Source organism: Streptomyces sp. CS113, from assembly GCF_002188365.1.
GTDB lineage: Bacteria > Actinomycetota > Actinomycetes > Streptomycetales > Streptomycetaceae > Streptomyces > Streptomyces tendae.
On record NZ_KZ195574.1, the window covers coordinates 7,641,953 to 7,665,851 of the forward strand.

Here is a 23,899-nt window from a genome sequence, read left to right on the forward strand (position 1 = left end):
CTCCGGCCGGTCCGGTCCAGCCCGCGCCTCGCCCGGGCGGGACCGGCATCCGCCCCAGTCCGCCACCCCACCGCCTTCTCGGAAGCAGAACCCATGAGCACCACTTCACGCGTCCACGTCGTCACCGGCGCCGCCTCCGGTATCGGCGCGGCCACCCGTCAGACCCTCCTCGCCCAGGGCGACCGCGTCATCGGCGTCGACCTGCGCGGCAGCGACATCGACTGCGACCTCTCCGACCCCGCCGCCCGCGAGGGCCTCGCCGACCGCGTCGCCGCCCAGGCACCCGACGGCATCGACGCCGTCCACGCCATCGCCGGCGTCTCCCTGCCCCACCCCCTCACCGTGAAGGTCAACTACTTCGGCGCGACCGCCACCCTCACCGCCCTGCGTCCGCTGCTGGCCCACTCCGCAGCCCCCCGCGCGGTCGTGGTCACCTCCTTCTCCGCCCTCCAGGAGACCGACCCGGAACTCCTCGACGCCCTCCGCGACGACGACGAGAAACGAGCCGTCAGCCGTGCCGAAGCCCTCACCGCCGACGAGCGTGGCCACCTGATCTACCCGAGCAGCAAACGCGCGATCGCCGAGTGGGTCCGTACCCAGGCGATCACCGACGCCTGGGCAGGCGCCGGCATCCCGCTGAACGCCGTCGGCCCCGGCATCATCCGCACGCCCATGACGGCTCCCCTCCTGGCCACCGAAGAAGGCCGCGACAGCCTCTACGCCCAGGTCCCCTCCCCGCTCAACGGCGCAGCCGAACCGGAGAACATCGCCGACCTCCTGGCCTGGCTCACCGGCCCCACCAACCGCCACGTCACGGGACAGGTCGTCTTCGCGGACAGCGGCGCCGACGCCACCGTCCGCGGCCCCCGCATCTTCGGCTGACAACCCCGTCCGGCCGACGAGGGCACTGGCCGGGACGGCAGAACACCCGGGACGGACCGGCGCGGATGGCAAACCCGTCACCGGACCTCGCCATCCGGGCCGGACCGGGCGCCAGACGGTGCCAGGGGGCTTCCGTGGTGCCAGGGCCATCCGTCCTGCGCACCTACTGGGTCCGCACCGGGCCACGATCTGATCGGTGGCTTCCGCACTGGCGAGTAGCGCGATGGCGGCCCCGGATCAGTAGTCGGAGGGGCAGTACAACGGTGCCGTGTCCGCATCACCCTTGGTGACCAAGCGGATCGGTGTGTGGTCGATCTTCGTCGCCTTCCTGCCGCGCAGCAGGGCGATGGTGTTGCTGACGGCCAGTTCGCCGGTGTTGCCGGCCGAGTTGGACACCGTCGCGGAGAAGCGGCCGTCCTTCAGCGCGGCGAGGGCTTCGTCCGTGCCGTTGACCGTCACTATCCTGACCTTGTCGGCTCCGGCCGCGTCGAAGGCCTTGCGGGCGGCGAAGGCCATCTGCTCATTGGCGACGAAAGCGTAGTCCAGGTCAGGGTGGGCCCGGGCCATGGTGGTGGCGATCTTTCCGGCCTTGTCGGCGTCGAACATGCCAGGCTGGTCCGCGACCACCTCGGCGTTGGCGGGCAGGGCTTCGGTGAAGCCGTCGGTGAGCAGATCGGAGGCGGCGCCCGGCGCTCCCGCGATGACACCGACTCGTACGTCACGGCCCGCCGCGTCGTCGGCGATCCACTGGGCGTCGAGCCGGCCGACGGCCTTCAGGTCGACGACCACCGCGCCCAGGATGTCGTCCGGGTTCGCGCTCACGGAGGTCAGGAAGACGGGGATGTCCGCTTCTCCGGCCTTTTCCATGTCGCGTTTCAGGGCGTCCGTATCGACGGTTTGCAGGATGATCGCGTCGACCTTACGCGCGATCATGTCCTCGATGTTGCTCAGCTCCATCGCGGGGTCCTGTCTCGAGTTCGCGGTGACCAGTCGTGCGAAGTTGTTCTTGGCGGTGATCTCTACGGACCGCTGGAGGCAGGTGTGGAACTGGCTGTCGCCGCCGTTGACGAACCCGAGGGTGAGCGGGTCGTGGTCCGCAGTGTCCGAGTCGGCCTGGTAAAGGCCGCAGCCGCTGAGCAGCAGGGCGATGCCGAGGAGCGGAACATGCGTGGCTCTTCGGCAGCGCGGGGGCGTAGGCATGGCTGGGCCGCCTTTCCAGGGCGTTGGGAGGAGCGTCCATGTGCGTTCGTTCACCGCCCGAGTCCCGGGAGCGGTGTACGCGCGCGGTGGCCGCGGTTCCTGCAAGCAACGCGACGGCGCGGACGGTACAGCCGGGTGGCGGGTATTCGCCCTTCCCGCCGCTGGGAGGTGGCGGGACGTGACGGGCGCCGGGTAACGGAGAGGTCAGCGGACTTGTCGGCGTCGTAGGCCGTGCGGCCCGGGCTCAGTCTCGGCCCATCTGATCCTCGGCCGACAGATGTTCCACCGTTCTGCCGGTCTCGGTGAACGTGCGGGTCACGTGGCCCGAGGAGTACACCCACAGGATGCGCAGCGGTGTCTCGCCGACGTTGCGGAACAAGTGGGGGATCGGGGCGGGGATGTACGTCGTGTCGAACCGCTCCAGTCGTGTCACCTTGCCGTCGACCCACACCTCCGCTTCGCCCTCGAGGACCGTCACGTGCTCGTCGCAGTTGTGCGAGTGCATCGGCGCCCCCGAGCCCACCGGATACACGCTCATCCCGCTGGTGATGCGGTTCTCGCCGCCCGCCGAGGGCGTGGTGATCAGGGGCGTGGTCATCACCGCACCGCCCCGGTCGAGCAGGGGTACGGACGCGGCCTTGATGATGGTGGTCATCCGGGGTTTCCTTTCCACTCCGACGTCTTGCGCCGACCGACGTTAGGTCTCACCGCCGCGAGGCGGTGCCCTCTGGCGTGCAGGTTTACGTTGCGCTCCGGGAGGGGTGTGCATCTTCCGCCCGGCTGTACCGTCACCTGTCACCGCACGGCTTTCGACCCGCTGCGGCAACGCGCCGGAAGGAAAAGGCAGGTATCGGCCAGATGAGGCTCCCCGTTCTCACCGAAGAGGAAATGGACCCGCGGCAGCAGGAGCTGGCCGCTCGTATCGCCGGCCGCCGAGGCGCGGTCCGCGGCCCCTTCCGGGTGTGGCTGCACAGCGCGGAGATGTGCGAACGGGCCGAGTCTCTCGGTGCGTTCGCCCGCTTCGACTGCGGTCTGCCGAAGCACTTGCGCGAGCTGACCCTCCTGATGGCGGCCCGCAACTGGGACGCCCAGTACTCGTGGAACGCGCACGTGCACCAGGCGATCGAGGCCGGGATCCCGGTGGCCGCCGTCAAGGCCCTGGCGGAGAAGCGCGAGGCGGTCTTCGACAACGAGGCCGACCAGGCGTTCTACCGGTTCTGCCGGGAGGTCCTGGAAGAGCACTTCGTCTCGGACGAGACCTTCGCCGCCGCGCTGGAGCACTTTGGGCCCAAGGGGCTGGTCGACACCATCGGCGCACTCGGCAACTTCACCATGCTCGGCATGTGTCTGAACACCTTCCAGGTGGACCTGCAAGCCGACAAGGAACCCCCTTTCCCCGACATTCGGGGCTACGGCCGCGTCGCCCCCGACGCCGACGGGGCACGACCGTGAGCAGCCTGACGGGCCCGGGCGCCGAGGGAGGCACGGCCGTGAGCTCCAGGACGCCGATGGCGCCGGGCGGGGCGACGCCTGCGACAGTCGTCCGCGTACGTGGTGTCACCAAGAGCTTCGGCGGTGCGGCCGCCCTGAAAGGCGTCGATCTCGACCTGCACCCCGGTGAGATTCACGCCCTGATGGGTATGAACGGCGCCGGCAAGTCCACGCTGGTGCAGGTCCTGTGCGGCGTCCATCAACCAGACGGTGGGAGCATCGAGGTCGGCGGGACTCGGCACTCCGGGCTGACCGTGCGCAAGGCCCGCCGGCTGGGCATCTCCTCGGTACCGCAGCGCCGCGAGCTGGCCATGGGCCTCACCGTCGCCGAGAACGTCATGCTGGGTGACCTGCCGACCCGCGGCGGCGCCGTGCGCTGGAAGACGGTCCGCTCCGAGGCGCACGGCGCGCTGAGCGGGCTCGGCATCGACATCGACGTGGACCGGATCGCGGGCACGCTCACCGTCGCCGAGCAGACCATGGTCGAGGTCGCCCGCGAGGTGCGCCGGGGCGGGAAGGTGCTGATCCTCGACGAGCCGACTGCCTGTCTCAGCTCCAAGGACGCCGGCCAGGTGCGTGCCCTGGTGCGGACCTTGCGGGACGAGGGCGTCGCCGTCGTCTACATCTCCCACTACATCGACGAGGTGATGTCCATCGCCGACCGGGTCACGGTCCTGCGCGACGGCGGCCTGGTGCGCAGCGCACCGGCCACGGAGATGGACCCCGCCTCCCTGGTGCGCAGCATGGTGGGCCGGGACGTGGTCTCGACGCGGCCCGAGCGCCCCGCGCCCGCCGACGACAAGGGGCTCGTCGTTCGGGGGCTGAGCCACGGCCGGGCCATCCGGGACTTCACCGTCGAGGTGCGCAGGGGCGAGATCGTCGCCGTGCTCGGACCCGCCGGTGACGCGCAGTCCCGGCTGTTCGACCTGCTGTCGGGACGCCGGCGCCCCGACGCCGGAGAGGTCCACGTCGACGGTCGGCGCGTGCCCCTCGGGCGCGTCCGCGCCTCCCTGGCCAGCGGCCTGCGGTGCGTCACCGGGGACCGCCGCTCGCTCGGCCTGGTCCAGAACATGACCGTGGACGAGAACCTGATGCTGGCGGGAGACCGTTTCGCCCGCCGCCGGCTGCACCGCGCCGCCCACCTCGCTCGCCGCGCCGCCCCTGTGCGCGACACGTACGGCGTCATCGCCCTCACCGGAAACCCGCCCGTCGGCTCGCTGTCCGGCGGCAACCAGCAGAAGGTCCTGCTCGGCAAGTGGCTGGAGACCGAGCCGGTCGCCTGCTTCCTGGAGGACCCGACCAACGGCGTGGACGTCGCCGCCATGGCCGACATCCACACCTTGGTCGATGCCCTCGCCGCGCGGGGCGTGGCCGTCCTGCTCGCCTCCTCGTCCGCCGAGGAAGTCATGCGTCTGGCTGACCGGGTCGTCGTCGTGAGCGCCGGCCGCACCGTCGCCGAACACGACATCAACGCCATCACCCGCGACGAGCTCGTCGCGACCGCACTCGGAGGTCAACCGCAGTGAGTCTCAAGACCCCCGCCGCCTCCCCGGACGTCGCGGCCGGTGCGCCCGGGCGCACCGGCGCCGCCGGTTCGGCATCCCGGAAACTGCTGCACGTCCCGCACGGCGGACTGATACTCGTACTGATCCTTGTCTGCGTGTTCACCGCCGTGCAGGCGGACACGTTCACCACCTCGCAGAACCTGCTCAACGTGCTGCGCCAGGTCAGCGTGAACGCCGTCATCGCGGCCGGGCTGACCCTGCTGATGACGGCCGGCGGCATGGACTTCTCCATGGGCAGCAACGCGGCCGTCACTCTGTGCGTGGGCGCGCAACTCGTCGACAGCGGCTGGTCCACACCCGCCGTCGTAGTCGTCTGCCTGGCGCTGGCCACCCTGATCGGCCTCGTCAACGGCCTGGTGGTGACGTACACGCGGGTCGCCCCGTTCGTCGCCACGCTCGCCTCGGCGATGCTTCTCGACGGCGTCGCGCTGCTCGTCCTGGACGGCATGAGTGTCACCATCGGCGACAAGATGTCCTCCCTCGGCAACGACGAGATCGTCGGCGTGCCCTATCTGACGATCGTCGCCGTTCTGGTCCTCGCGCTGGTCGGCGTGACCATGCGCTTCACCACCTTCGGCCGCGATGCCTTCGCGATGGGCGGCAACGAGCACGTCGCCCGCCTCAGCGGCATCAACGTGAACGGCCGCAAGCTCGCCCTGTACGCGCTCGCCGGCGTCCTGGCGGGACTGGCCGGCCTGATGCTGCTCTCCCGGCTGGGTGCCGCCGCCCCCAACACGGCCGGCCTCCAGACCCAGCTGACCGCCGTCGCCGCCGTGGTGATCGGGGGCACCTCCCTGGCCGGCGGCCACGGCACCATCGTCGGCACGGTCTTCGGCGTCGTGCTGCTGGGCGTGGTCGGCAACGCCCTGAACCTGCTCCAGGTGAACAGCAACTACCAGCTCGTCGTCACCGGTGGCGTGCTCCTGGTCGCGGCGGTCATCAACGAGTTCCAGCGCAAGTCCTCACCAGGTCATTAGCGAGGGACAGCGCGAAGGCGAACGTCCGTCGTCCTTGCGCACCCTCCTCTCGGCGCGTCCAACCACGCAGGCACCTTCTCTTCGACGATGCAGGAAAGGCCCGACTCCATGAATCCCATCGCCCGCTCCCGTCACCGCGCCGCTGCGGCCTCCCTGGCAGGCGTCGCAGCCCTGCTCCTCGCCGGATGCGGCTCGGGGAACGACAGCGGGGGCGCCGCCGACGGTTCCGTCTCCCTCGGATTCGTCAACGGTTCCAACACCCACTTCCACACCTGTCTGCTCGAGGCGGTCGAAGAGGAGGCCGAGGCGCAGGACGCCAAGGTCTACTCGGCCAACTCCAAGCAGGACGCCGGGACCGAACTGTCCAACATCGAGGACATGATCGCCCGCAACGTGGACGCTCTGATCGTCCAGACAGTCAATGTGGACGCCCTCGAGGGTGACATAGCCAAGGCAAAGAGCGCGGGCATCCCGCTCTACCTCACCTCCGTGGCGACCTCCGACATGTCCGACGTACTCGGCGCGGCCGTGGTCGACCTCAAGAAGGTCGGCGCCCTGGACGCCGGGTGGGTCGGCAAGGACGCCGCGGGCAAGGACGTGACGGTCGGCGTCGTCGCCGGTGCCCCGGGCGCGGCGTCCGACCTGCTGGTGGGCGGTTTCGAGGACGCGCTGCCGAAGAACGCGAAGGTGGTCGCCAACCAGCCCGGCATGTTCAACCCGGCCAAGGCGCAGGACGTCGCCGAGAACATGATCCAGTCCCACCCCGATCTGGACTACGCCTTCGTCGCCAACGAGGAGATGGCCTTCGCCGTCCGGAAGGCGTTCGATGCCGCCGGCGCCGAGGACGTCAAGATCGTCTCTGTGAACGGAACCGAGGACGGCGTCGCCGCGGTCAAGGACGGCCGCCTCGCCGCCACCGTCGCGAACTCGGCCATGGCCATCGGCCGGACCGCCGTGAAGAGCACCGTCGGGCTGCTCGACAAGAAAGAAGGTGTTGACAAGATCTCTGACATTCCTCTTGTCTTGGTCACGAAGGACAACCTGAGCGAGGCTCCCCAGTACTGCCCGAAGTAGGGCCCCCACCGGGAACCGGCGCCCGTCTCACCCGTGTCTGAGCCGCACATCCCGCCGTACCGCCGACCCGATCCCGCACTGCCACCGCGGGACGGGCCCGCGGCCACGGCGGGGCCCGTGCTCCCCGCTCCCGGCACCGGTCGGGCGGGGAGCGGCTTTCGGAGGAAGAACATGGACCGCCTGCTCCTCATGCACAGCTTCGTCACCGTCGCCCAGGTCGGCAGTTTCAGCGGGGCCGCGAAGAAGCTGGGGTCATCGGGTTCCCTGGTGTCCCGGCACGTCGCCGAACTGGAACGCCAGATCGGCGTCCGCCTGGTGAACCGTACCGCCCGCTCGGTGAGTCTGACCGAACCCGGTCAGCGGTACGCGGACTTCGCAACCCGCATCCTGGACGAGATCGAGGCCGAGGACGCCGGCATCGCCCAGCTCCACGACCGGGCCGAGGGCACGCTCAGTGTCATCTGCCCCAAATGGATAGGCAGCCTCGATCTCGGCGATGCCATCGCCGCCTTTTCCGCGGCCCATCCCAAAATACAGATCCGTTTCGAACTGGGCGGCATGTCCGACCGCACCTACGACTTCCTGGACAGCGGATTCGACGTCGCCTTCCACACGCGCGATCTGCGCGACTCCAGCGTCCGGCTGAAGAAGATCTCCTCCCTGCCGTTCGTCCTGTGCGCGTCGGAGGAGTACATCGCGGAACACGGCTCGCTGGTTCACCCCAACGACCTCGCCACCCACGACTGCCTGGTACACGTCAACGACCCGGTCTGGCGCATCGGCCACGGACACGCGAGCACCCTGCACAAGATCCGTAACATCGCCTTCTCTTCGAATTCCTACATCGCCCTGCAAAAGGCGGCTGTCCACGGTCGCGGTGTCGCGTTGCTGCCCCAGCGGCCGGTCCACGACGATCTCGCCTCGGGCGCCCTGCGGGTGCTGCTGCCCGAGCTGGCGGTGCCCGACCGTCCCCTGTACGCGATCTACGGCCCCGGCCAGGACACCCCGCGCAAGGTGAGCGTGTTCCTGGACTTCCTCGCCGAGTGGTTCTCCCGGAATCCGATCCCCGCCATGCGCTCGTAAACGGGCGACGAGGGCGCAAGAAACGATTGCGCACTGGGGACAGCTCGGGCCATTGAGACGCCGACTCCCTCAAACCTACGCTCACCAGGCGAGACGGAAACGAGGAATCCATGGGAATCCAGAGAATCGAATCGGTCACCTACGGCATCGACGACCTCGACGAATGCGTGCGGTTCTTCGAAGACTTCGGGCTTTTCCTGGTGGAGCGGACCGACGAGCACGCGGTGTTCGAGACGCTCACCGGACAGACCCTGCACCTCGACACCGACCCCGGCCCCCTGCTGCCGGCCCCCGTGGAGAGCGGCCCCACACTGCGGGAGGTCGTCTGGGGCGTCGACACCCGGGAGGAGCTGGCCCGCCTGGCGGCCGCGGTCGACCGGGACCACGAGGTCCGGACGAGTGCCGACGGCGTCCACCACGCGGCCGACCGCAGCGGTTTCGGGGTGGGTCTCACCCTCGCCCGGCCGAAGAAGGTGACCGTCGAACCCCGCCGCACCAACACACTGGGCAACGTGGGCCGCTGGAACGAGGCCCTGGAACCGATCACCCGTGCCCACCCGCTGCGCATGTGCCACGTGGCCCTCAACATCGCCAAGGAGGGCAAGGACGAGGCGGTCGCCTTCTACACGGACCTCCTCGGCTTCCGTCCGACCGACGTGGTCGAGCCCATGGGCGTCTTCATGCAGGCGCCCGGCGACGACGACCAGCACACCATGCTGCTGTGCCACCGCCCCGACCGCGTCGGCGTGAACCACATCGCCTACGAGGTGCCCGGCTTCGACGACGTGGTCGAGGGCGGCAACCACATGATCGAGCGGGGTTGGCGCGAGGCCCGCAAGCTGGGCCGCCACACCGTCGGCTCCAACGTCTTCCGCTTCCTGCACGCCCCCTGCGGCGGCCGGGTCGAGTACGCGGCCGACATGGACCGGGTCGACGACACCTACGGGACCCGCGTGCACGAGACCACCCCGCCCCACCACATCTGGGCCCTGCGCACCAACCGCGACCAGGACGCTCCCGCCTCCTGACCTCCCGAACCACCACCCCGCCGGCCTGAGAGGGCACCCACCCATGACCACCGACCACGGCTACCCCGCCGTCCGCATGTACATCGCGGGCGAGTGGTGCCAGGGCGGCACCGGACGTACCGCCCCGATCGTGAACCCCGCCACCGAAAAGGTGATCGGCGACGTGCCCCTGGCCACCACGGCCGACCTGGACCGCGCCCTCGACGCCGCCGCGGACGGCTTCAAGGTGTGGCGCGCGACGCCCGTCGCCGAGCGCACCCGCATCCTGCACGCCGCCGCCGACCTGATCCGCGAACGCGCCGCCGAGATCGGCCGCGTCTCCACCCAGGAGCAGGGCAAGCCGCTCAGGGAATCGACCGGCGAGGCCCGCCGCACCGCCGAGACCCTGCGCTGGCACGCCGACGACGCCCGCCGCGCCTACGGCCGCATCATCCCCTCGCCCCCCGGCACCGTGCTGACCGTACGGCGTGAGCCCATCGGACCCGTCGCCGCCTTCGTCCCCTGGAACTTCCCGGTGGGCGGCCCCAACCGGAAGATCTCCTCGGCGCTGTCGGCCGGCTGCTCCCTCGTCATCAAGGGCTCGGAGGAGACCCCCGCCACGGCGATGGAACTGGTCCGCTGCTACGCCGATGCCGGACTCCCGGCCGGTGTCCTCAACCTCGTCTTCGGTGAACCCGCCGAGGTCTCCGAGCACCTGATCAAGTCCCCGGTCATCCGTCTGGTCGCCTTCACCGGCTCCGTCCCGGTCGGCAAGCTGCTCGCCGCCCGGGCCGGGGAGGTCATGAAGCCCTCCCTGATGGAACTGGGCGGCCACGCCCCCGTGATCGTCTGCGCCGACGCCGATCCGGTGAAGGCCGCCCGCAAGGCCGCCCAGGCCAAGTGGGCCAACGCCGGCCAGGTCTGCACCTCGCCCAGCCGTTTCCTCGTCCACGAGTCGATCGTCGATGAGTTCACCGCCGAGTTCGTCACGGCCGCGGAGGCGGTCACCGTCGGCGACGGCCTGGCCGACGGCACCGGCATGGGTCCGCTCGCCAACGAGCGCCGCCTGGCGGCCATGGAGCGCCTCATCGCTGACGCCGTCGCCCGCGGCGCCAAGGTCCTCACCGGCGGAGAGCGCCTGGACCGCCCCGGCTACTTCTTCGCGCCGACCGTCCTCACCGACGTCCCCGAGGACGCGCGGCTGATGAGCGAGGAGCCCTTCGGGCCGCTCGCTCCCGTCGTTCCCTTCGGCGACCTCGACGAGGCGCTCGCGACCGCGAACGCGCTGCCGTACGGACTGGCCGCCTACGGCTTCACCGACTCCGCCGCGACCGCCGAGAAGCTCTCGGACGAGCTGGAGGCCGGCATCCTCTCCCTCAACCACTGTGGCGGCTCCGTCCACGAGGCCCCCTCCGGCGGCGTCAAGGACAGCGGCTACGGCCGTGAGGGCGGCCCCGAGGCGCTCGACGCCTACCTGATCACCAAGCGCGTCTCCCACTTGCTGGCGCCATGAGGTACGCGCGCATCTCGGTCGGCGGACGCGCCGTGTGGGGCCGCGTGGGGGAGCGGGACATCGAGCTGCTGTCCGGCTCCCCCCTGGAGGAGAACGACTTCGACGTCATCGGCACCGTGCCGCGCGAGGGCGCGCACTGGCTGCCGCCCGTCGTCCCGCCCGTCTTCTACGCCGTCGGCATGAACTATCCCCGGCACATCACCCACGCCGGGGCCCCGATGCCCGAGCGCCCGGAGGTCGGCTACCGGGCCAACAACGCCCTCACCGGCCACGGCACGCCCATCGTCAGACCCGCCGAGGTGACGGGACGGTTCGAGGCCGAACCCGAACTCGTCGCCGTCATCGGCCGCACCCTCAGGCACGCCACCCACGACGAGGCACGCAGAGCGGTCTTCGGCTGGACCGTCGGCAACGACATCAGCGCCCGCACCTGGCAGCACCAGGACCGTTCCTTCTGGCGCAGCAAGAACAGCGACACCTTCAAGCCGATGGGCCCCTGGATCGAGACCGACGTCGACGCCCTCGCGCAGACCACCACCCTGAGCGTGAACGGCGTCACCCGGGCCGAGTTCGCCACCGGCGACATGGTCTTCGACCCCTTCGACCACATGGTCGAGATCACCAAGCACATCACCATGCACCCCGGCGACGTGCTCTGGATGGGCGCCGAGTCCGTCTGCCCACTCGAACCCGGCGACACCGTCGAGGTCGACATCAGCGGCATCGGCACGCTCTCCAACCCCGTACACCTGGAAGGGAACGACTCATGAGCGCAGCACCCCGCTACATCCACCACGTCAACTTCCCCACCACCGACCCCGACCGGACCGCCGAGTGGTACACCAAGGTCTTCGGGATGAAGCGGATCATGCCCAAGTCCAACACCCGCGTGGTGCTGATGACCCGGGGCAACTTCGACCTGCACTTCACGCCGGTCGAGGAGATGGAGCGCATGGCGCCCTACCACTTCGCCGTCGAGGTCGACGACTGGGACGAGTTCCTCGCCCACCTCAAGGAGCTGGGAATCCGGCACACCCGGCCCATCCAGCGGCCCGAGAACCGGTCCAAGTTCTGCTACATCCACGACCCCGACCACACCATGATCGAGCTGGTCCACCACGCCAAGCGCCCCAACTGACCGCCCCCGCTGAGGAGTTTCCTCCCATGCCCTACGTCGACTCCGACGGCACCTCCCTCTACTACGAGCGCCACGGCAGCGGTCCGGCGATCATGTTCGTGCACGGCAGCGGCGGACACCACGCCATCTGGTGGCAGCAGGTCGCAGCCCTGCGCGACGAATTCACCGTGGTCACCTTCGACCTGCGCGGCTTCGGGAAGTCCGACAGCTCGATGCCCGAGTTCGACGGCCAGGACTTCCCCGGCGACGTACTCGCGGTCCTCGACAAGGAGGACCTGACCGACGTCATGCTGGTCGGCCAGTCCATCGGCTCCGTCGCCGCCCTGCGCGCCGGCCTGATGCGTCCCGAGCGGGTCTCCTGCGTCGTCCTCGGCCACTCCCTCGGCGGCATCAGCAACCCCGAACTGAAGGAGCTGGCCGCCGCCGACCGCGCCGAGGCCGTCAAACTGCCGGTCATCGACCGCCTGCTGACCAAGCCGTTCCAGACCGAACGCGCCGACCTCACCTTCCTGTTCCAGCAGATGGGCACGTTCAACGTGGCCAGGATGCAGGACCTGCGCAACCTGGACACCAACGGCCCGTCCCTGGAAGAAATCCAGAAGTCCGGCGTCGAAGTCGCTTTCCTGGCCGGCGAGAAGGACGCGGTCCTCGGCGTCAAGACCGTCACCCGCGCCCATGAACTGCTGCCCGGCTCGCACCTGGAGATCGTCCCCGGAGCCCCGCACTCCATGTACTGGGAGACCCCCGAGCCGTACAACGCGGCCGTCGCCCGGCTGCGCCGTACCCTGACCGCCGCGAAGGAAGCCGTATGAACACCATCAGCCTCGACGCCGCCGAGGAGATCATCGCCGCCGCCCAGAAGCGGGCCCAGGCGATCGGCAAGGCGGTGAGCGTCGCCGTCGTGGACGCCGGCGGCTTCGTCGTCGCCATCCGCCGTCCGGACGGAGCCCGCCCACTCACGCCGGACATCGCCCGCGCCAAGGCGTACACCGCGGCCGTGATGCAGCGCCCCGGAAAGATGCTGAAGAAGTGGCAGGAGAGCCAGCCCGTCTTCTTCTCCCAGCTCTCCCAGCTCCCCGGCGCCGCCATGCCCATCATGGCCACGGACGGCAGCGTCACGATCAAGAAGGACGGCGAGATCATCGGCGGCCTCGGCATCGCCGGCGGCACCGCGGACGAGGACCAGGTCATCGCCGACGAGGTGCTCGCGTCCCTCGGCTACGAGCTGGAGTTCGCCGCCTGGGGCGTCGTGGGCAAGCCGACTCCCGCCGCTTCCGACTCCACGAAGGACTGACCATGGCGGACACGTTCAACTACCGCATCGACCACCACGGCAGCCTGGTCCGCCCCGCCGAACTCACCGCCGCACGCGCGGCCGGTGACCCGGAGGCCCTCCGGACGGCCGAGGCCAAGGCGGTCGACGAGGCGGTCGCCTACCAGCGCAGGCTGCGCTCCACCGTCGTCACCGACGGCGACTTCCCTCGCGAGGACTTCCGCGGCGCCGTCCTCGAAGGTGTCTCCGGCTTCCGCCGCACCGACCGGACGGGCGCCGACGGTCTGGTGCGCTGGGTCGCCGAGTCCCTGCCGAAGGCCGAAGGGCCGCTGCTCGCCGACTGGGCCGCCAGGCTCGCCGAGCTGACGGTCATCGCCCCGAAAGTGTCACTGCCCTCCCCGGCGTATCTCGCGGCCACCACCTACGAACCCGGACTCGGCGTGCCCTCCGCCCGCGCGCTGGGCGAGGCGCTCGCGGAGATCGTCCGGGCGGAGATCGCCCTGCTGGTCTCCCGGGGCGTGCGCCTCATTCAGCTGAACAGCCCGCTGTTGCTGGACCAGGTCGCCCCCGACCCGGCCGGCCCGGGCGCGCTGTCCTTCGAGGACGCGCTCGCGGTCGACTCGGCGGCGATACGGCTGGACGAACGCCCCGAGGGCGTGCGCATCGGCGTGGCGCCCGGATGGGCCGCGCCGGGCGCCGTCGACGTGGGCCGCGCCGAGCGGTTGTTCACCGAGGTCCCGGCGGACCGCTGGGTACTGCCGTTCGACCAGGGCACCGAGTCGGAGGTGGAGCTGGTCCGGGCACTGCCCGAGGAGCGGGACTTCTGCCTGGGCGTCGTGGACGCCACCCGTCCCGAGCTGGAGGACATCGACACGGTGATGTCCCGAATCGACCCCCTCGACGCGTTCAAGGACCTGGAGGACGCCGCCGTGGCCCCGTCCCGGGGCTTCGCCGACGTGGCGAGCCGACCGCTGCTGAGCGCCGAGGATCAGCGCAGGAAGCTGGTCCTGGTCGAGACCATCGCCCGCTACTGCTGGGGCAACGAGTTCTGAGGGACCCGAGTGCCGGGAAGCCTGCGTTTCCCGGCCCTCGGCCGTCCGCTCAGAGCACCTCTGCGAAGGTCACCGACCGGTCCGTCAGCAGCGGCCACACGGCCTCGACGATCTGCTCCTTGAAGTGCGGCGCCGCCTTGTGCGCCTCGAACCCGGCGGCGTCGTCGTAGCGCTCGTACAGCAGGAACCCGCCGGGCTGGTCCGCCACGGCGTGCACCTCGTACATCTGGTTCGCCGGTTCCGCGCGGGTCGCCTCCCGCGCCTTCAGCAGCGCGGCACGCACCGCGGCCTCGTCGGCGGGCGCACAGCGGTAATGGGCGACGACTGCGTAGGCCATGTCTCGACTCTCCTCGGCTCCCGGCGGCGCCGAGCGCACCGTCCGGCCCGCCGATTCCAGCACGGACCGTCCCCGCGCCGACCTGCGCGCGATGCAACCAATGCCTGCCTGCGCGGGGCTGGTGAACCCCCTCCCGCGTGGTGTGTCGTCGCGGTCACGGCACCGAGGCCGACGAAGGAAGAAGTGATCTGATGCGCACTCTGGAAACGCTTTTGGGCGGAGAGTGGGTGACGACCGGCGAGTGGATCGACGTCCACGACCCGGCCGACGTCCGCACCCCCGTGGCCCGTATCCCGGCACTGGCCGCCAAGGACGTCACCCGGGCCTACGACCACGCCGAGCGGGGTTTCGCCGTCTGGAAGCGCACCAGCCCCTTCGACCGGGCCCGGATCCTCACCGACGCCGCCCGGCTCATCCGCGAACGGCTCGACGAGATCGCCGCCGACGTGACCGCCGAGAACGGCAAGACGCTGTCCGAGGCCCGCGGCGAGGCGGGCAAGGCCGCCGACTTCCTCGACTACTACGCAGGCCTCGCCCGCGAGGGCTACGGCACCCTCCTGCACGACGCCCGCCCGGACACCCGTACGCACACCCAGCGCGAGCCGATCGGCGTCATCCTCGTGATCAGCCCCTGGAACGATCCGCTGATCACCCCGGCCCGCAAGCTCGCCCCGCTGCTGGCGACCGGCAATGCGGCCGTCTTCAAGCCGGCCACCGACACCCCCATGTCCGGGCTGCACTTCGCGCGCGCCCTGCACGACGCGGGCCTGCCCGCCGGTGTGCTGAACGTGGTGACCGGACGCACCCGGGAGATCGAGGAGGCGCTGCTGGACGACCTGCGGATCACGGGCATCACCTTCACCGGCTCCAACGAGGTCGGCAACTCCATCCGCCGCCGCCTCGCCGACCGCAACGTCCGCTTCCAGGGCGAGCTGGGCGGCAAGAACGCCTCCGTCGTGCTGCGCGACGCCGACCTCCCTGCCGCCGCGAAGGCCGTCGTCGCCGCCTCCTTCGGCCAGGCCGGCCAGCGCTGCACCGCGACCAGCCGCGTCGTCGTCGAACGTCCGGTGTACGAGGAGTTCACCCGGCTGCTGGTCGCCGAGGTCGAGAAGCTCATCGTCGGCCCGGGCAGCGACCCGGCCACCACGATGTGCCCGCTGTCCAGCCCCAAGCAGCGCGACAGCGTCATCGTCCACCTGGCCCAGGCGGTCGAGCAGGGCGCCGATGTCCTCACCGGCGGCAGCGCCGACACCGAGGGCGATCACGCGCACGGCTGCTACGTGCGGCCCACCGTGCTCGGCGACGTCACCCCCGAGATGGCCGTCTGGCGGGAGGAAGTCTTCGGCCCGGTCCTCGCCGTCCGCGCCGTCGACGGCTTCGAAGCGGCCGTCGCCGCCGTGAACGACTCCGTGTACGGCCTGGCCGCGGCCGTCTTCACCCGCGACATCGGTGCTGCCTACCGCTTCGTCGACGAGGCCGAGTGCGGCCAGATCGCAGTCAACCACCCCACGCCCGGCTGGGACGTGCACCTGCCCTTCGGCGGCTTCCACGACTCCGGCACCGGCTACAAGGAGCAGGGCGAAGAGGTCCTGCGCTTCTCCACCCGCGTCAAGACGGTCGCCGTCCACTTCGGCGCCTGACGGCGGGGGAGCGGCAAGAACAGAGAGGAGGATGCCGATGGCTGACGAGACGATCGGCATCGTCGGCGCCGGCATCGTGGGACTGGCCACGGGCCGCGAGATCGCGCTCAGGCGCCCCGGCACCCGTGTCGTGGTGTGCGAGAAGGAACAGCAGGTCTCGCTGCACCAGACCGGCCACAACTCGGGAGTCGTACACGCCGGCATCTACTACAAGCCGGGCAGCCTCAAGGCGAACCTGACGGTGCGCGGCGTGGCACTGCTGCGCGAGTACTGCCAGGACCGCGAGCTGCCCTACCGGGAGATCGGCAAGCTCGTGATGGCGGTCCGCCAGGACGAGCTGGGCCGTATGGAGAACCTCTACGAGCGGGCCAGGAACAACCACGTGCCAGACCTGCGGAGGGTCTCCAAGGACGAGATCAAGGAACTGGAGCCCCACGCCGGCGGCGTCGCGGCCCTGCACTCCCCGCGCACCGCGATCACCGACTACCCGGCGATCGCCCGGGAGTTCGCCAAGGACATCGCCGACGCGGGCGGCGAGGTCAGACTCGGCTTCCCCGTCACCGGCATCACCAACGTACCGGGGGGCATCGAGGTGGCCTCCGGCCGACAGCGCCTGAAGATGGACCGGTTGATTCTGTGCGCGGGCCTGCACTCGGACTCGGTGGCCAGGCTCGCCCAGGACAAGCAGGAACCCAGGATCATCCCGTTCCGGGGCGAGTACATGCTGCTCAAGCCGGATCGTACCCACCTCGTCCGCGGCCTCGTCTATCCGGTGCCGGACCCTCGTTACCCCTTCCTGGGTGTCCACTTCACCCCCCGGGTCGACGGAACGGTGGAGGTCGGCCCCAACGCCGTCCTGGCACTCGCCAGGGAGGGTTACCGGCTCATCAAGGTCTCCCCCAAGGACCTGCTCGGCCTCGCCGCCTATCCGGGCTCCTGGAGGATGGCGGCCCAGCACTGGCGCACCGGCGTCAAGGAGTACCGCGGTTCGCTGTCCACCACGGCCTTCATCAAGGACGCGGGCCTGTACGTCCCCGGCGTGGGCGCGGGGGACGTGATCCGTGGCGGAGCCGGCGTACGGGCCCAGGCCCTGGACCGGGACGGCACCCTCGTGGACGACTTCCGCATCCACCGACTTGGCAGGATCACCGCCGTGCGCAACGCGCCCTCGCCGGCCGCCACCGCCTCCATGGCGATCGCCGAGCACATCGTCGGCGCCGTCTTCGGCGACGCCTGAAGCACGCCGAGAATGCCCAGTTCACAGCGCACTTTCGCGCAACAACAGCTTGCATCCCAAGCTCTCGGCAAGACCTCTTCACCCGCCTAGCGTTCGTTGCACACCACCCACCACCCCCTTCGAGAACGTTCGAGAAAGCGAGTTCGACATGTTCGTCGTCGACACCCAGATCCACATCTGGAAGGAAGAGACCCCGGACCGTCCCTGGGTCCCGGGTGCCCGCGAGCGGATCCGCCTCAACGGCCACCGGGAGGAGCCCTTCTCCTACGAGGAGGCCCTGGAGCTGATGGATGAGGCCGGCGTCAACCGGGCGCTGATCCTCCCGCCGTCCTGGGAGGGCAACCGCATCGACTACGCGCTGGAGGCCTGCGAGGCCCACCCGGACCGCTTCGGCATCATGGCCCGCGTCCCGCAGGACAACGAGGCCGAGGGCACGGCCATGCTGAAGGACTTCGCCCAGAACCCGCACATCAAGGGCACCCGGCTCACCTTCCACCGCCCGCAGGACCGCAACTGGATGATCGACGGCACCAACGACTGGTACTGGCCGGTCGCCGAGCAGCTCGGCATCCCCACCATGGTCCACGCCCCCATCTGGAAGCGCGAGCTGGGCGAGATCGCCGCCAAGCACCCCGAGCTGAAGATCATCATCGACCACATGGGCATCATGGCCCGCTGCGTCGACGACGCGATCGGCTACTGGGTCTCGGAGACCGCCGACCTGGCCGCCCACCCGAACATCTACGTGAAGGTCTCGGCGCTGCCCGGCTACTCCACGCAGCCCTTCCCGAACAACAACATCCAGAAGTACGTCCGCGAGATGGTCGACAAGATGGGCCCGCAGCGCTGCTTCTACGGCACCGACATCACCCGCCTGCTCGGCCACGGCATCACCTACACCGACACGATCGAGCAGTTCACCAAGCACTGGGACTTCACGCCCGAGGAGCTCGAATGGATCATGGGGCGCGGTATCTCCGAGGTCCTGAACTGGCCGTACGAGGGCTGAGGACGCACACGAGATGACGGACAGCAGCAACAAGCCGGGCGCCGACGGCGGTGATGCCTTCGTATCCGCCTTCAACGCCGTCGGCGCCGACTACATCTTCTGCTCCTCGGGGTCGGAATGGGCCCCGGTGTGGGAGTCCCTGGCCCGGCGCCACCGCGACGGGGAGCCGGCGCCAAAATACCTGGATCTGACCCACGAGACGGTCGCGGTCGGCATGGCCACCGGATACGGGCTGGTCGAGCGCCGCCCGCAGGGCGTGCTCCTGCACGCCGCTCCGGGCCTGCTCCAGGGCTCGATGGCGGTGCACGGCGCCCTCCTCGCCGGTGTTCCGATGCTGGTCACCTCCTCGGAGTCGACCACGTACGGCGACGGCCCGGGTCAGGACCCCGGCGGCCAGTGGTACCGCAACCTGTCCATCGTGGGCGGCCCCCACCACGTGGCGCAGCCGTTCACCAAGTGGGCCAATGAGGCCGCCGACATCAGCACCCTGCCCACGATGATCGCGCGGGCGGCTGAACTGGCCTGGCGGGCTCCGGCGGGCCCCGCCTACCTGAACATCCCGCTGGAGATCCTGCTGGAGGAGTGGGACGGCCGCGAGGCCAAGCCCGTCGTGCCGCCGGGCTCCACGCACTCCTCGCCGGAAGAGGTCGACCCGGTCGCGGCCTTGATCCGCGAGGCGAGGAACCCCGTGATCGTCACCGAAACGGCCGGCCGTGAGGCGGGCGGCTTCGAGGCCCTGGTCGCCTTCGCAGAGGCTTGGAACCTCCCGGTCGTCGAACCCGACTCGGCGGTGTGCGGCAACTTCCCGCGCACCCACCCGCTGCACGCCGGCAGCGATGTCGGGCCGTGGATGGACGAGGCCGACCTGATCCTCCTGGTCAGCTGCCGCGCCCCGTTCTACCCGCCGAGCCGCAAGCCGTCGAAGGCGAAGATCGTCGTCATCGACCAGGTGCCGCAGCGCCCGCACATCGTCTACCAGGTCCTCTTCGCGGACGTCTATCTGGAGGGCAACGTCACCAACACCCTGCGCCAACTGGCCAAGCGGGCGAAGGACCTGGACGACGCGGCCGTCACCGTACGCCGGTCGGCGCAGGAGGCACGGCACGCCGCCGAGCAGGCCGCCATCGCCGCGGCCGAGAGCAGGGCGGAGCAGTCCGAGGGCGTCGACCCGGTCCTGGTCGCTGCCACCCTGCGCCGACTGCTCGACGGCAAGGACGGCGTCGTCGTCGACGAGACCATCACGCACAGCCGCGTCGTCAAGCGGCACCTGCAAACCGCCGACCCCGACTCGTACTTCTACGTGCAGGGCGGGCTCGGCCAGGGCATCGCGGTCGCGCTCGGCGTCAAACTCGCCGTCGAGGAACGTCCGGTGGTCCTCACCATCGGTGACGGCGCGTTCACCTACAACCCGGTGATCCCGTCGTACGACGCTGCCAAGGCCTACGAGCTGCCGGTGCTGATCGTGGTCTTCAACAACCGCGTCTACAAGTCGATGAACCTCAACCACCGGCGCTTCTACCCCGAGGGCGCCGCCGCCGAGACCGGTGAGTGGCTCGGCACCGACCTGCACCGGCTGCCCCGGCTCGCGGCCTTCGCCGAACCGTTCGGCATGCACACCGAGACCGTCGACACCACCGACGCCCTCGCGCCCGCCCTGGAGCGCGCGCTGAAGGCCGTGGCGGAGGGCACCACAGCCGTCGTCGACGTCCTCGTCACCCGCTGACCCAGGAGACCCCGCACCATGACCGACACTCCCACCCCCAAGCCGGGGAAGGTCCGCGTCGCCCCCGACGATCTGCGCACCTTCGCCGCCGCCCTCCTGGAGAAAGGGGGCCTGAGCCCCGATCGGGCCCGGACCACCGCCGACGTCTTCGTCTGGGCGGCCCAGCGCGGCGTCGAGTCCCACGGCGTCGCCCGCGTTCCCGCCTACCTGGAGCTGCTCGCCAAGGGCGTGGCCAACGCCCGGGCCGTCCTCAAGGTCGAGTCGACCACCCCGGCCGCCGCAGTGATCGACGCCGACCGCGCCCCCGGACCGGTGGCCCTCAGCGCCGCCGCCGACGAGGCGGTCGAGCGTGCCCGGACCTTCGGTATCGCCTCCGTGGGCGTACGCCGCACCGTCCACACCGGTGCCATCGGCTACTACGTCTCGAAGATCGCCGAGCACGGCCTGGTCGGCCTCGGCTTCGTGGCCGGCATGCCCAACATGGGTTACACCGGTGCCAAGGGTGCCGCCGTCGCCACCAGTCCCCTCGCCATCGCCGTGCCGGCCGCCGACCACGCGCCGCTGCTGCTCGACATGGCCACCGCCACCATCGCCCTCGGCAAGATCCGACAGGCCAAGGCGAACGGCACGCCGCTGCCGGAGAACGCCGCCGCCACCGAGGCCGGCACCCCCACCACCGACCCGGAGAAGGCGGTCATGCCGCTGCCGCTGGGCGGTGCCAAGGGCTCCGGCATGTCGCTCGCCTTCGAACTGCTCACGAGTGTCCTGGTCGGCGCCCCGATCTTCGCGTCCTTCCACTCCGACGACCCGGACGGTCGCAAGCACCGCCAGAACGCTTTGCTGATCGCCCTCGACCCGGCCGCCTTCGGCGGTGGTGCGGCGGAGTTCACCGCGGCCGTGGACGACACTCTCGGCACCCTGAAGGGCCTGCCGGTCGCGGCTGGAACCGACGGTGTGTACTACCCGGGCGAGCGTAGTGCCGCGGTGGCCGTGGAGCGCGGCACGCACGGCGTGCCGGTGGCGCCGAAAGTCTGGAGGGAACTGACGCAACAGGCGGCCAAGCACGGCATCGCCCCGCCGCTGCCCCTGTAGTGCACCCGGTAGGCCGCCGACCGTCTCATAGGACGGTCGGCGGCTACTCCTCGACAGGCGCGGGGAGGGAGGATCAGCGGCGAAGACGGATCCGGGTCACGGTGTCCTCGGTCTGGGTGGCCCCGGACTTGTCGACCACGTAGGCGGTGCCGTCGGCGATCTCCACATGGTTGGGGTTGGCGCCGGTCGTCACGGTTTCCTCGACGACACCCTTGCGCGGGTCGACCCGGGTGACGTTGGCGTCGGTGCGGTTGACCACCAGGACGTCGCCGGAACGCTCGTCGGTCTCCACGGACAGGGCGCCGGCGCCGGTCGACACGGACTTGGTGACGGCGCCCTTCCTCAGGTCGACCACGGACAGAGTGCCCGAGGTCTGGTCGGCGGTGTAGGCGGTCCTGCCGTTCTCGGAGAGCGCCACCGAGATCGGGCCGTCGCCGACCGCGATGAAGCGCGGCGTCCGCGAGCCGCGCTTCAGCTCGATGAGGCGGTCGTTGTTGAGGTCGGCGGCGTAGAGGGCGCCCGTCCGCTCGTTGACGGTCAGACCGGTCGGGCCCGCTCCGTCGACGGTGATCCGCTCCTTCTCCTTGAGGGACTTGGAGTCGAAGGCGACCAGTGTGCCGTCGCTGAATCCGCTGGCCCAGACGGTGTTGTGCCGCTCGTCCACGACGATCTCGCGGGCGTGGGCCACGCCCGCGAGCGTGGCCAGGTGCTTGCCGGAGCGCTGGCTGTAGACGGCGACGGTGTTGTTGCGGGTGTTGGTCGTCCAGACGGTGTTGTGCTCGTCGTCCACGGCCACGCCGTAGACCGCCTCGACGGCACCGGTGGCGGTGTCGGTGACCGGCGGGGTGAGGTCGGCCTCGATCTCGAGGGTCCTCGGGTCGACCTTCAGCAGGTGGGACTCCGTGACCGGCGGGCGGCCGACGGCGGCGGTGACCCACAGCACGTCGTTCCGCTCGGAGTAGGCCGACTGATAGAGGCCCTTGGTCAGCTTGGCGGTGGTGACGGTCGAACCGGTGGTGTGCGCGGACGCGGTGCCCGCGAGCGTCAGTGTGCTGCCCGCGGCGACCGCCACGGCGACGGCTGCGGTGAGCGCGGTGCGGCGGCGGGTGCGGTTGGCAGAGCGAGACATGGTGGTGGAACTCCCTTTTCTCGGGATTCAACGGAAACCGGAACTGCGGGGGAAAGTGGCTTGGGGGTCGCACGGGGGCGGCGGCCGGCCGCGACCGTCGAAGGGAGGACGGGGGCCCGGACCGATGCGATGCGCAGATCAAGTAAGGTAAGGCTAACCTAATTTAGAGACCATGGCCACTCAATTGCGCTGTCGATTGGATTCCGTCGCATGCTCGCCGCCCGCCCGCCCGAGGGCACTCCGCACCGCCCGCCCCGGTTGCCCCGGACCCGTCCCGTGCCGCGGGTCGCCGACCCCGTGTGCGCTCTGCCCGGTCCGGGCGGCACCGAGGACTTCTGGGCCGGCGTACGCGAGAGCGGTACGCCCCTGGTCGGCACCGACCCGCTGAGCAGCCCGGAGTACCGGGCGGTGACGTTCCTGTGGCGCGGAACACCTGCCACCCGCGCCGTCCAGGTCCTGCCGAACAAACTCGGTGACCCGCGCGACCCCGCCGGCAATCTCATGGAGCACGTTCCCGGCACGGACGTGTGGCACTGGACGTTGCGCCTGCGGCACGACTGGCGCGGCACCTATGACCTCTACGTCGACGACGTCGGCGACGGCCCGCGTCCCACCCCACAAACCCCCGCCTACTGGCGATGGTTGCGCACCCGCCGCCGACCCGACCCGCACAACTCCCGTGCTCTGCCCAGCCGCTGGGACGGTGAGCCGGTCCCGTACGTCGAACTCCCCGCCGCCCCGAGCGCCATGGACTGGGAGCCCAGACCCGGCGTCTTGCCCGGCACCGTCACCCGGCACGCGGTGGCGAGCGCCCTCCTCGGTGGCGACCGCCGGGTCTGGTTGTACGAACCGCCCGGCGGCGCGGGACGGACGGAGGAACTGCCGGTGCTGGTCCTCCTGGACGGCGAGCACTGGGGGCCGCGTCTCGGCATCGGCCGTCTGCTCGACAACCTGATAGCCGACGGACGCATCCCGCCCGTCGCCGCACTGCTGCCGGACGCCGTGGACGAGGCGACGCGTTGGGCCGAACTGGCGTGCCGGCCCGAGTTCGTCGGCTTCCTCGCCGATGAACTGCTGCCGTGGGCCGCCCGGCGACTGCCGCTCACCGCCGATCCCCGCCGCACGGTCGCCGCCGGGCAGAGCCTCGGCGGACTGACCGCCGCCTACGCCGCAGTGAGCGCGCCGCACCGCTTCGGAAACGCCCTCGTCCAGTCCGCGTCGTTCTGGTGGCCGGCCGGACCGGACGCGGAGTGGCTCACCCGGACCGTCGCCGGGGCACCGCGGCCATCGGTGCGCTTCTGGCTCTCCTTCGGCGAGCAGGAATGGGTGGCCCTGCCGGCGGCCCGGCGGTTCCGGGACACCCTGACGTCGATCGGCTGTCACGACTCCTCCTACCGGGAGTTCAACGGTGGCCACGACTACCTCTGCTGGCGCACCGAACTCGCCGACGGGCTCGTGGCCCTCCTGGGCAGCTGAA

At 70.4% G+C, this 23,899-nt stretch carries 23 protein-coding genes; 19 read left to right on the forward strand and 4 right to left on the reverse strand.

Features of this window, described 5'->3' with window-relative positions:
- Positions 1 to 93 precede the first annotated feature (93 nt).
- Positions 94 to 882 carry an SDR family oxidoreductase gene (locus B9W62_RS34490; protein WP_087810835.1) on the forward strand — a complete coding sequence of 263 codons (789 nt, stop codon included), beginning with the start codon at positions 94 to 96 and terminating at the stop codon, positions 880 to 882.
- 237 nt (positions 883 to 1,119) lie between these two features.
- Here B9W62_RS34490 and B9W62_RS34495 read toward each other — a convergent pair whose 3' ends face one another.
- Both B9W62_RS34495 and B9W62_RS34500 read right to left on the reverse strand, forming a co-directional pair.
- Entirely contained in the window at positions 1,120 to 2,082 is a 963-nt protein-coding gene (locus tag B9W62_RS34495) for a sugar ABC transporter substrate-binding protein (protein ID WP_087810836.1), read from the reverse strand.
- 244 nt (positions 2,083 to 2,326) lie between these two features.
- Positions 2,327 to 2,737, reverse strand: a complete 411-nt coding sequence (locus B9W62_RS34500) for a cupin domain-containing protein (protein ID WP_087810837.1) — start codon at positions 2,735 to 2,737, stop codon at positions 2,327 to 2,329.
- Between the two features lie 233 nt (positions 2,738 to 2,970).
- On the opposite strand from B9W62_RS34500, the gene B9W62_RS34505 reads away from it, so the two are divergent.
- The 12 genes from B9W62_RS34505 to B9W62_RS34560 all read left to right on the forward strand — a co-directional run bounded on the left by B9W62_RS34505 (position 2,971) and on the right by B9W62_RS34560 (position 14,255).
- Positions 2,971 to 3,534, forward strand: coding sequence for a carboxymuconolactone decarboxylase family protein (locus tag B9W62_RS34505; protein ID WP_087810838.1), 564 nt, complete (start codon positions 2,971 to 2,973; stop codon positions 3,532 to 3,534).
- Positions 3,535 to 3,572: 38 nt separating this feature from the next.
- On the forward strand, positions 3,573 to 5,099 hold the full coding sequence (locus tag B9W62_RS34510; protein ID WP_256976681.1) for a sugar ABC transporter ATP-binding protein: 1,527 nt from the start codon (positions 3,573 to 3,575) through the stop codon (positions 5,097 to 5,099).
- Positions 5,096 to 6,115: an ABC transporter permease gene (locus tag B9W62_RS34515; protein WP_087810840.1), complete on the forward strand. Its 1,020-nt coding sequence runs from the start codon at positions 5,096 to 5,098 to the stop codon at positions 6,113 to 6,115. The genes B9W62_RS34510 and B9W62_RS34515 overlap by 4 nt, the downstream gene beginning before the upstream one ends.
- A gap of 108 nt (positions 6,116 to 6,223) precedes the next feature.
- Positions 6,224 to 7,189, forward strand: coding sequence for a sugar ABC transporter substrate-binding protein (locus B9W62_RS34520; RefSeq protein ID WP_087810841.1), 966 nt, complete (start codon positions 6,224 to 6,226; stop codon positions 7,187 to 7,189).
- 171 nt (positions 7,190 to 7,360) lie between these two features.
- Entirely contained in the window at positions 7,361 to 8,272 is a 912-nt protein-coding gene (locus B9W62_RS34525) for a LysR family transcriptional regulator (protein WP_087810842.1), read from the forward strand.
- A 110-nt stretch (positions 8,273 to 8,382) separates the two neighbouring features.
- The gene (locus B9W62_RS34530) at positions 8,383 to 9,300 is read left to right on the forward strand and encodes a VOC family protein (RefSeq protein WP_087810843.1); all 918 of its coding nucleotides are present in this window, start codon (positions 8,383 to 8,385) and stop codon (positions 9,298 to 9,300) included.
- A gap of 43 nt (positions 9,301 to 9,343) precedes the next feature.
- A complete protein-coding gene (locus B9W62_RS34535) occupies positions 9,344 to 10,792 on the forward strand; it encodes an NAD-dependent succinate-semialdehyde dehydrogenase (RefSeq protein ID WP_087810844.1) in 1,449 nt (482 codons plus the stop codon).
- A complete protein-coding gene (locus B9W62_RS34540; protein ID WP_087810845.1) occupies positions 10,789 to 11,562 on the forward strand; it encodes a fumarylacetoacetate hydrolase family protein in 774 nt (257 codons plus the stop codon). Before B9W62_RS34535 ends, B9W62_RS34540 begins: the two co-directional genes overlap by 4 nt.
- Entirely contained in the window at positions 11,559 to 11,930 is a 372-nt protein-coding gene (locus tag B9W62_RS34545) for a VOC family protein (protein ID WP_087810846.1), read from the forward strand. The genes B9W62_RS34540 and B9W62_RS34545 overlap by 4 nt, the downstream gene beginning before the upstream one ends.
- A 26-nt stretch (positions 11,931 to 11,956) precedes the next feature.
- Positions 11,957 to 12,742 (forward strand): alpha/beta fold hydrolase, encoded by a 786-nt coding sequence (locus tag B9W62_RS34550; RefSeq protein WP_087810847.1) that lies wholly within the window; start codon positions 11,957 to 11,959, stop codon positions 12,740 to 12,742.
- The gene (locus B9W62_RS34555) at positions 12,739 to 13,224 is read left to right on the forward strand and encodes a GlcG/HbpS family heme-binding protein (RefSeq protein ID WP_087810848.1); all 486 of its coding nucleotides are present in this window, start codon (positions 12,739 to 12,741) and stop codon (positions 13,222 to 13,224) included. Before B9W62_RS34550 ends, B9W62_RS34555 begins: the two co-directional genes overlap by 4 nt.
- 2 nt (positions 13,225 to 13,226) lie before the next feature.
- The gene (locus B9W62_RS34560; RefSeq protein ID WP_087810849.1) at positions 13,227 to 14,255 is read left to right on the forward strand and encodes a uroporphyrinogen decarboxylase/cobalamine-independent methonine synthase family protein; all 1,029 of its coding nucleotides are present in this window, start codon (positions 13,227 to 13,229) and stop codon (positions 14,253 to 14,255) included.
- 49 nt (positions 14,256 to 14,304) lie between these two features.
- On the opposite strand, the gene B9W62_RS34565 is transcribed toward B9W62_RS34560, so the two are convergent.
- A complete protein-coding gene (locus B9W62_RS34565) occupies positions 14,305 to 14,592 on the reverse strand; it encodes a putative quinol monooxygenase (RefSeq protein ID WP_087810850.1) in 288 nt (95 codons plus the stop codon).
- Between the two features lie 191 nt (positions 14,593 to 14,783).
- Here B9W62_RS34565 and B9W62_RS34570 point away from each other — a divergent pair, with 191 nt between their 5' ends.
- The 5 genes from B9W62_RS34570 to B9W62_RS34590 all read left to right on the forward strand — a co-directional run bounded on the left by B9W62_RS34570 (position 14,784) and on the right by B9W62_RS34590 (position 21,293).
- Complete coding sequence (locus B9W62_RS34570) at positions 14,784 to 16,232, forward strand: aldehyde dehydrogenase family protein (protein ID WP_087810851.1); 1,449 nt, start codon at positions 14,784 to 14,786, stop codon at positions 16,230 to 16,232.
- A gap of 37 nt (positions 16,233 to 16,269) precedes the next feature.
- Entirely contained in the window at positions 16,270 to 17,469 is a 1,200-nt protein-coding gene (gene lhgO / locus B9W62_RS34575; RefSeq protein WP_087810852.1) for an L-2-hydroxyglutarate oxidase, read from the forward strand.
- Between the two features lie 148 nt (positions 17,470 to 17,617).
- Entirely contained in the window at positions 17,618 to 18,478 is an 861-nt protein-coding gene (locus B9W62_RS34580; RefSeq protein WP_087810853.1) for an amidohydrolase family protein, read from the forward strand.
- A gap of 13 nt (positions 18,479 to 18,491) precedes the next feature.
- A complete protein-coding gene (locus B9W62_RS34585; RefSeq protein ID WP_087810854.1) occupies positions 18,492 to 20,201 on the forward strand; it encodes a thiamine pyrophosphate-dependent enzyme in 1,710 nt (569 codons plus the stop codon).
- 18 nt (positions 20,202 to 20,219) lie between these two features.
- Positions 20,220 to 21,293 carry an Ldh family oxidoreductase gene (locus B9W62_RS34590; RefSeq protein ID WP_087810855.1) on the forward strand — a complete coding sequence of 358 codons (1,074 nt, stop codon included), beginning with the start codon at positions 20,220 to 20,222 and terminating at the stop codon, positions 21,291 to 21,293.
- A gap of 73 nt (positions 21,294 to 21,366) precedes the next feature.
- Here B9W62_RS34590 and B9W62_RS34595 read toward each other — a convergent pair whose 3' ends face one another.
- The gene (locus B9W62_RS34595; protein ID WP_087810856.1) at positions 21,367 to 22,422 is read right to left on the reverse strand and encodes a YncE family protein; all 1,056 of its coding nucleotides are present in this window, start codon (positions 22,420 to 22,422) and stop codon (positions 21,367 to 21,369) included.
- 210 nt (positions 22,423 to 22,632) lie between these two features.
- Between B9W62_RS34595 and fes the strand changes: the two genes are divergently transcribed.
- Entirely contained in the window at positions 22,633 to 23,898 is a 1,266-nt protein-coding gene (gene fes / locus B9W62_RS34600; protein ID WP_087810857.1) for an enterochelin esterase, read from the forward strand.
- Position 23,899 lies beyond the last annotated feature (1 nt).

Bases quoted from the DNA above. Each gene is read 5' to 3' on its own strand.
- B9W62_RS34490 (WP_087810835.1), top strand. From the start codon at position 94: ATGAGCACCACTTCACGCGTCCACGTCGTCACCGGCGCCGCCTCCGGT.
- B9W62_RS34495 (WP_087810836.1), bottom strand. From the start codon at position 2,082: ATGCCTACGCCCCCGCGCTGCCGAAGAGCCACGCATGTTCCGCTCCTC.
- B9W62_RS34500 (WP_087810837.1), bottom strand. From the start codon at position 2,737: ATGACCACCATCATCAAGGCCGCGTCCGTACCCCTGCTCGACCGGGGC.
- B9W62_RS34505 (WP_087810838.1), top strand. From the start codon at position 2,971: ATGGACCCGCGGCAGCAGGAGCTGGCCGCTCGTATCGCCGGCCGCCGA.
- B9W62_RS34520 (WP_087810841.1), top strand. From the start codon at position 6,224: ATGAATCCCATCGCCCGCTCCCGTCACCGCGCCGCTGCGGCCTCCCTG.
- B9W62_RS34525 (WP_087810842.1), top strand. From the start codon at position 7,361: ATGGACCGCCTGCTCCTCATGCACAGCTTCGTCACCGTCGCCCAGGTC.
- B9W62_RS34530 (WP_087810843.1), top strand. From the start codon at position 8,383: ATGGGAATCCAGAGAATCGAATCGGTCACCTACGGCATCGACGACCTC.
- B9W62_RS34535 (WP_087810844.1), top strand. From the start codon at position 9,344: ATGACCACCGACCACGGCTACCCCGCCGTCCGCATGTACATCGCGGGC.
- B9W62_RS34540 (WP_087810845.1), top strand. From the start codon at position 10,789: ATGAGGTACGCGCGCATCTCGGTCGGCGGACGCGCCGTGTGGGGCCGC.
- B9W62_RS34545 (WP_087810846.1), top strand. From the start codon at position 11,559: ATGAGCGCAGCACCCCGCTACATCCACCACGTCAACTTCCCCACCACC.
- B9W62_RS34550 (WP_087810847.1), top strand. From the start codon at position 11,957: ATGCCCTACGTCGACTCCGACGGCACCTCCCTCTACTACGAGCGCCAC.
- B9W62_RS34555 (WP_087810848.1), top strand. From the start codon at position 12,739: ATGAACACCATCAGCCTCGACGCCGCCGAGGAGATCATCGCCGCCGCC.
- B9W62_RS34560 (WP_087810849.1), top strand. From the start codon at position 13,227: ATGGCGGACACGTTCAACTACCGCATCGACCACCACGGCAGCCTGGTC.
- B9W62_RS34565 (WP_087810850.1), bottom strand. From the start codon at position 14,592: ATGGCCTACGCAGTCGTCGCCCATTACCGCTGTGCGCCCGCCGACGAG.
- B9W62_RS34570 (WP_087810851.1), top strand. From the start codon at position 14,784: ATGCGCACTCTGGAAACGCTTTTGGGCGGAGAGTGGGTGACGACCGGC.
- lhgO (WP_087810852.1), top strand. From the start codon at position 16,270: ATGGCTGACGAGACGATCGGCATCGTCGGCGCCGGCATCGTGGGACTG.
- B9W62_RS34580 (WP_087810853.1), top strand. From the start codon at position 17,618: ATGTTCGTCGTCGACACCCAGATCCACATCTGGAAGGAAGAGACCCCG.
- B9W62_RS34585 (WP_087810854.1), top strand. From the start codon at position 18,492: ATGACGGACAGCAGCAACAAGCCGGGCGCCGACGGCGGTGATGCCTTC.
- B9W62_RS34590 (WP_087810855.1), top strand. From the start codon at position 20,220: ATGACCGACACTCCCACCCCCAAGCCGGGGAAGGTCCGCGTCGCCCCC.
- B9W62_RS34595 (WP_087810856.1), bottom strand. From the start codon at position 22,422: ATGTCTCGCTCTGCCAACCGCACCCGCCGCCGCACCGCGCTCACCGCA.
- fes (WP_087810857.1), top strand. From the start codon at position 22,633: ATGCTCGCCGCCCGCCCGCCCGAGGGCACTCCGCACCGCCCGCCCCGG.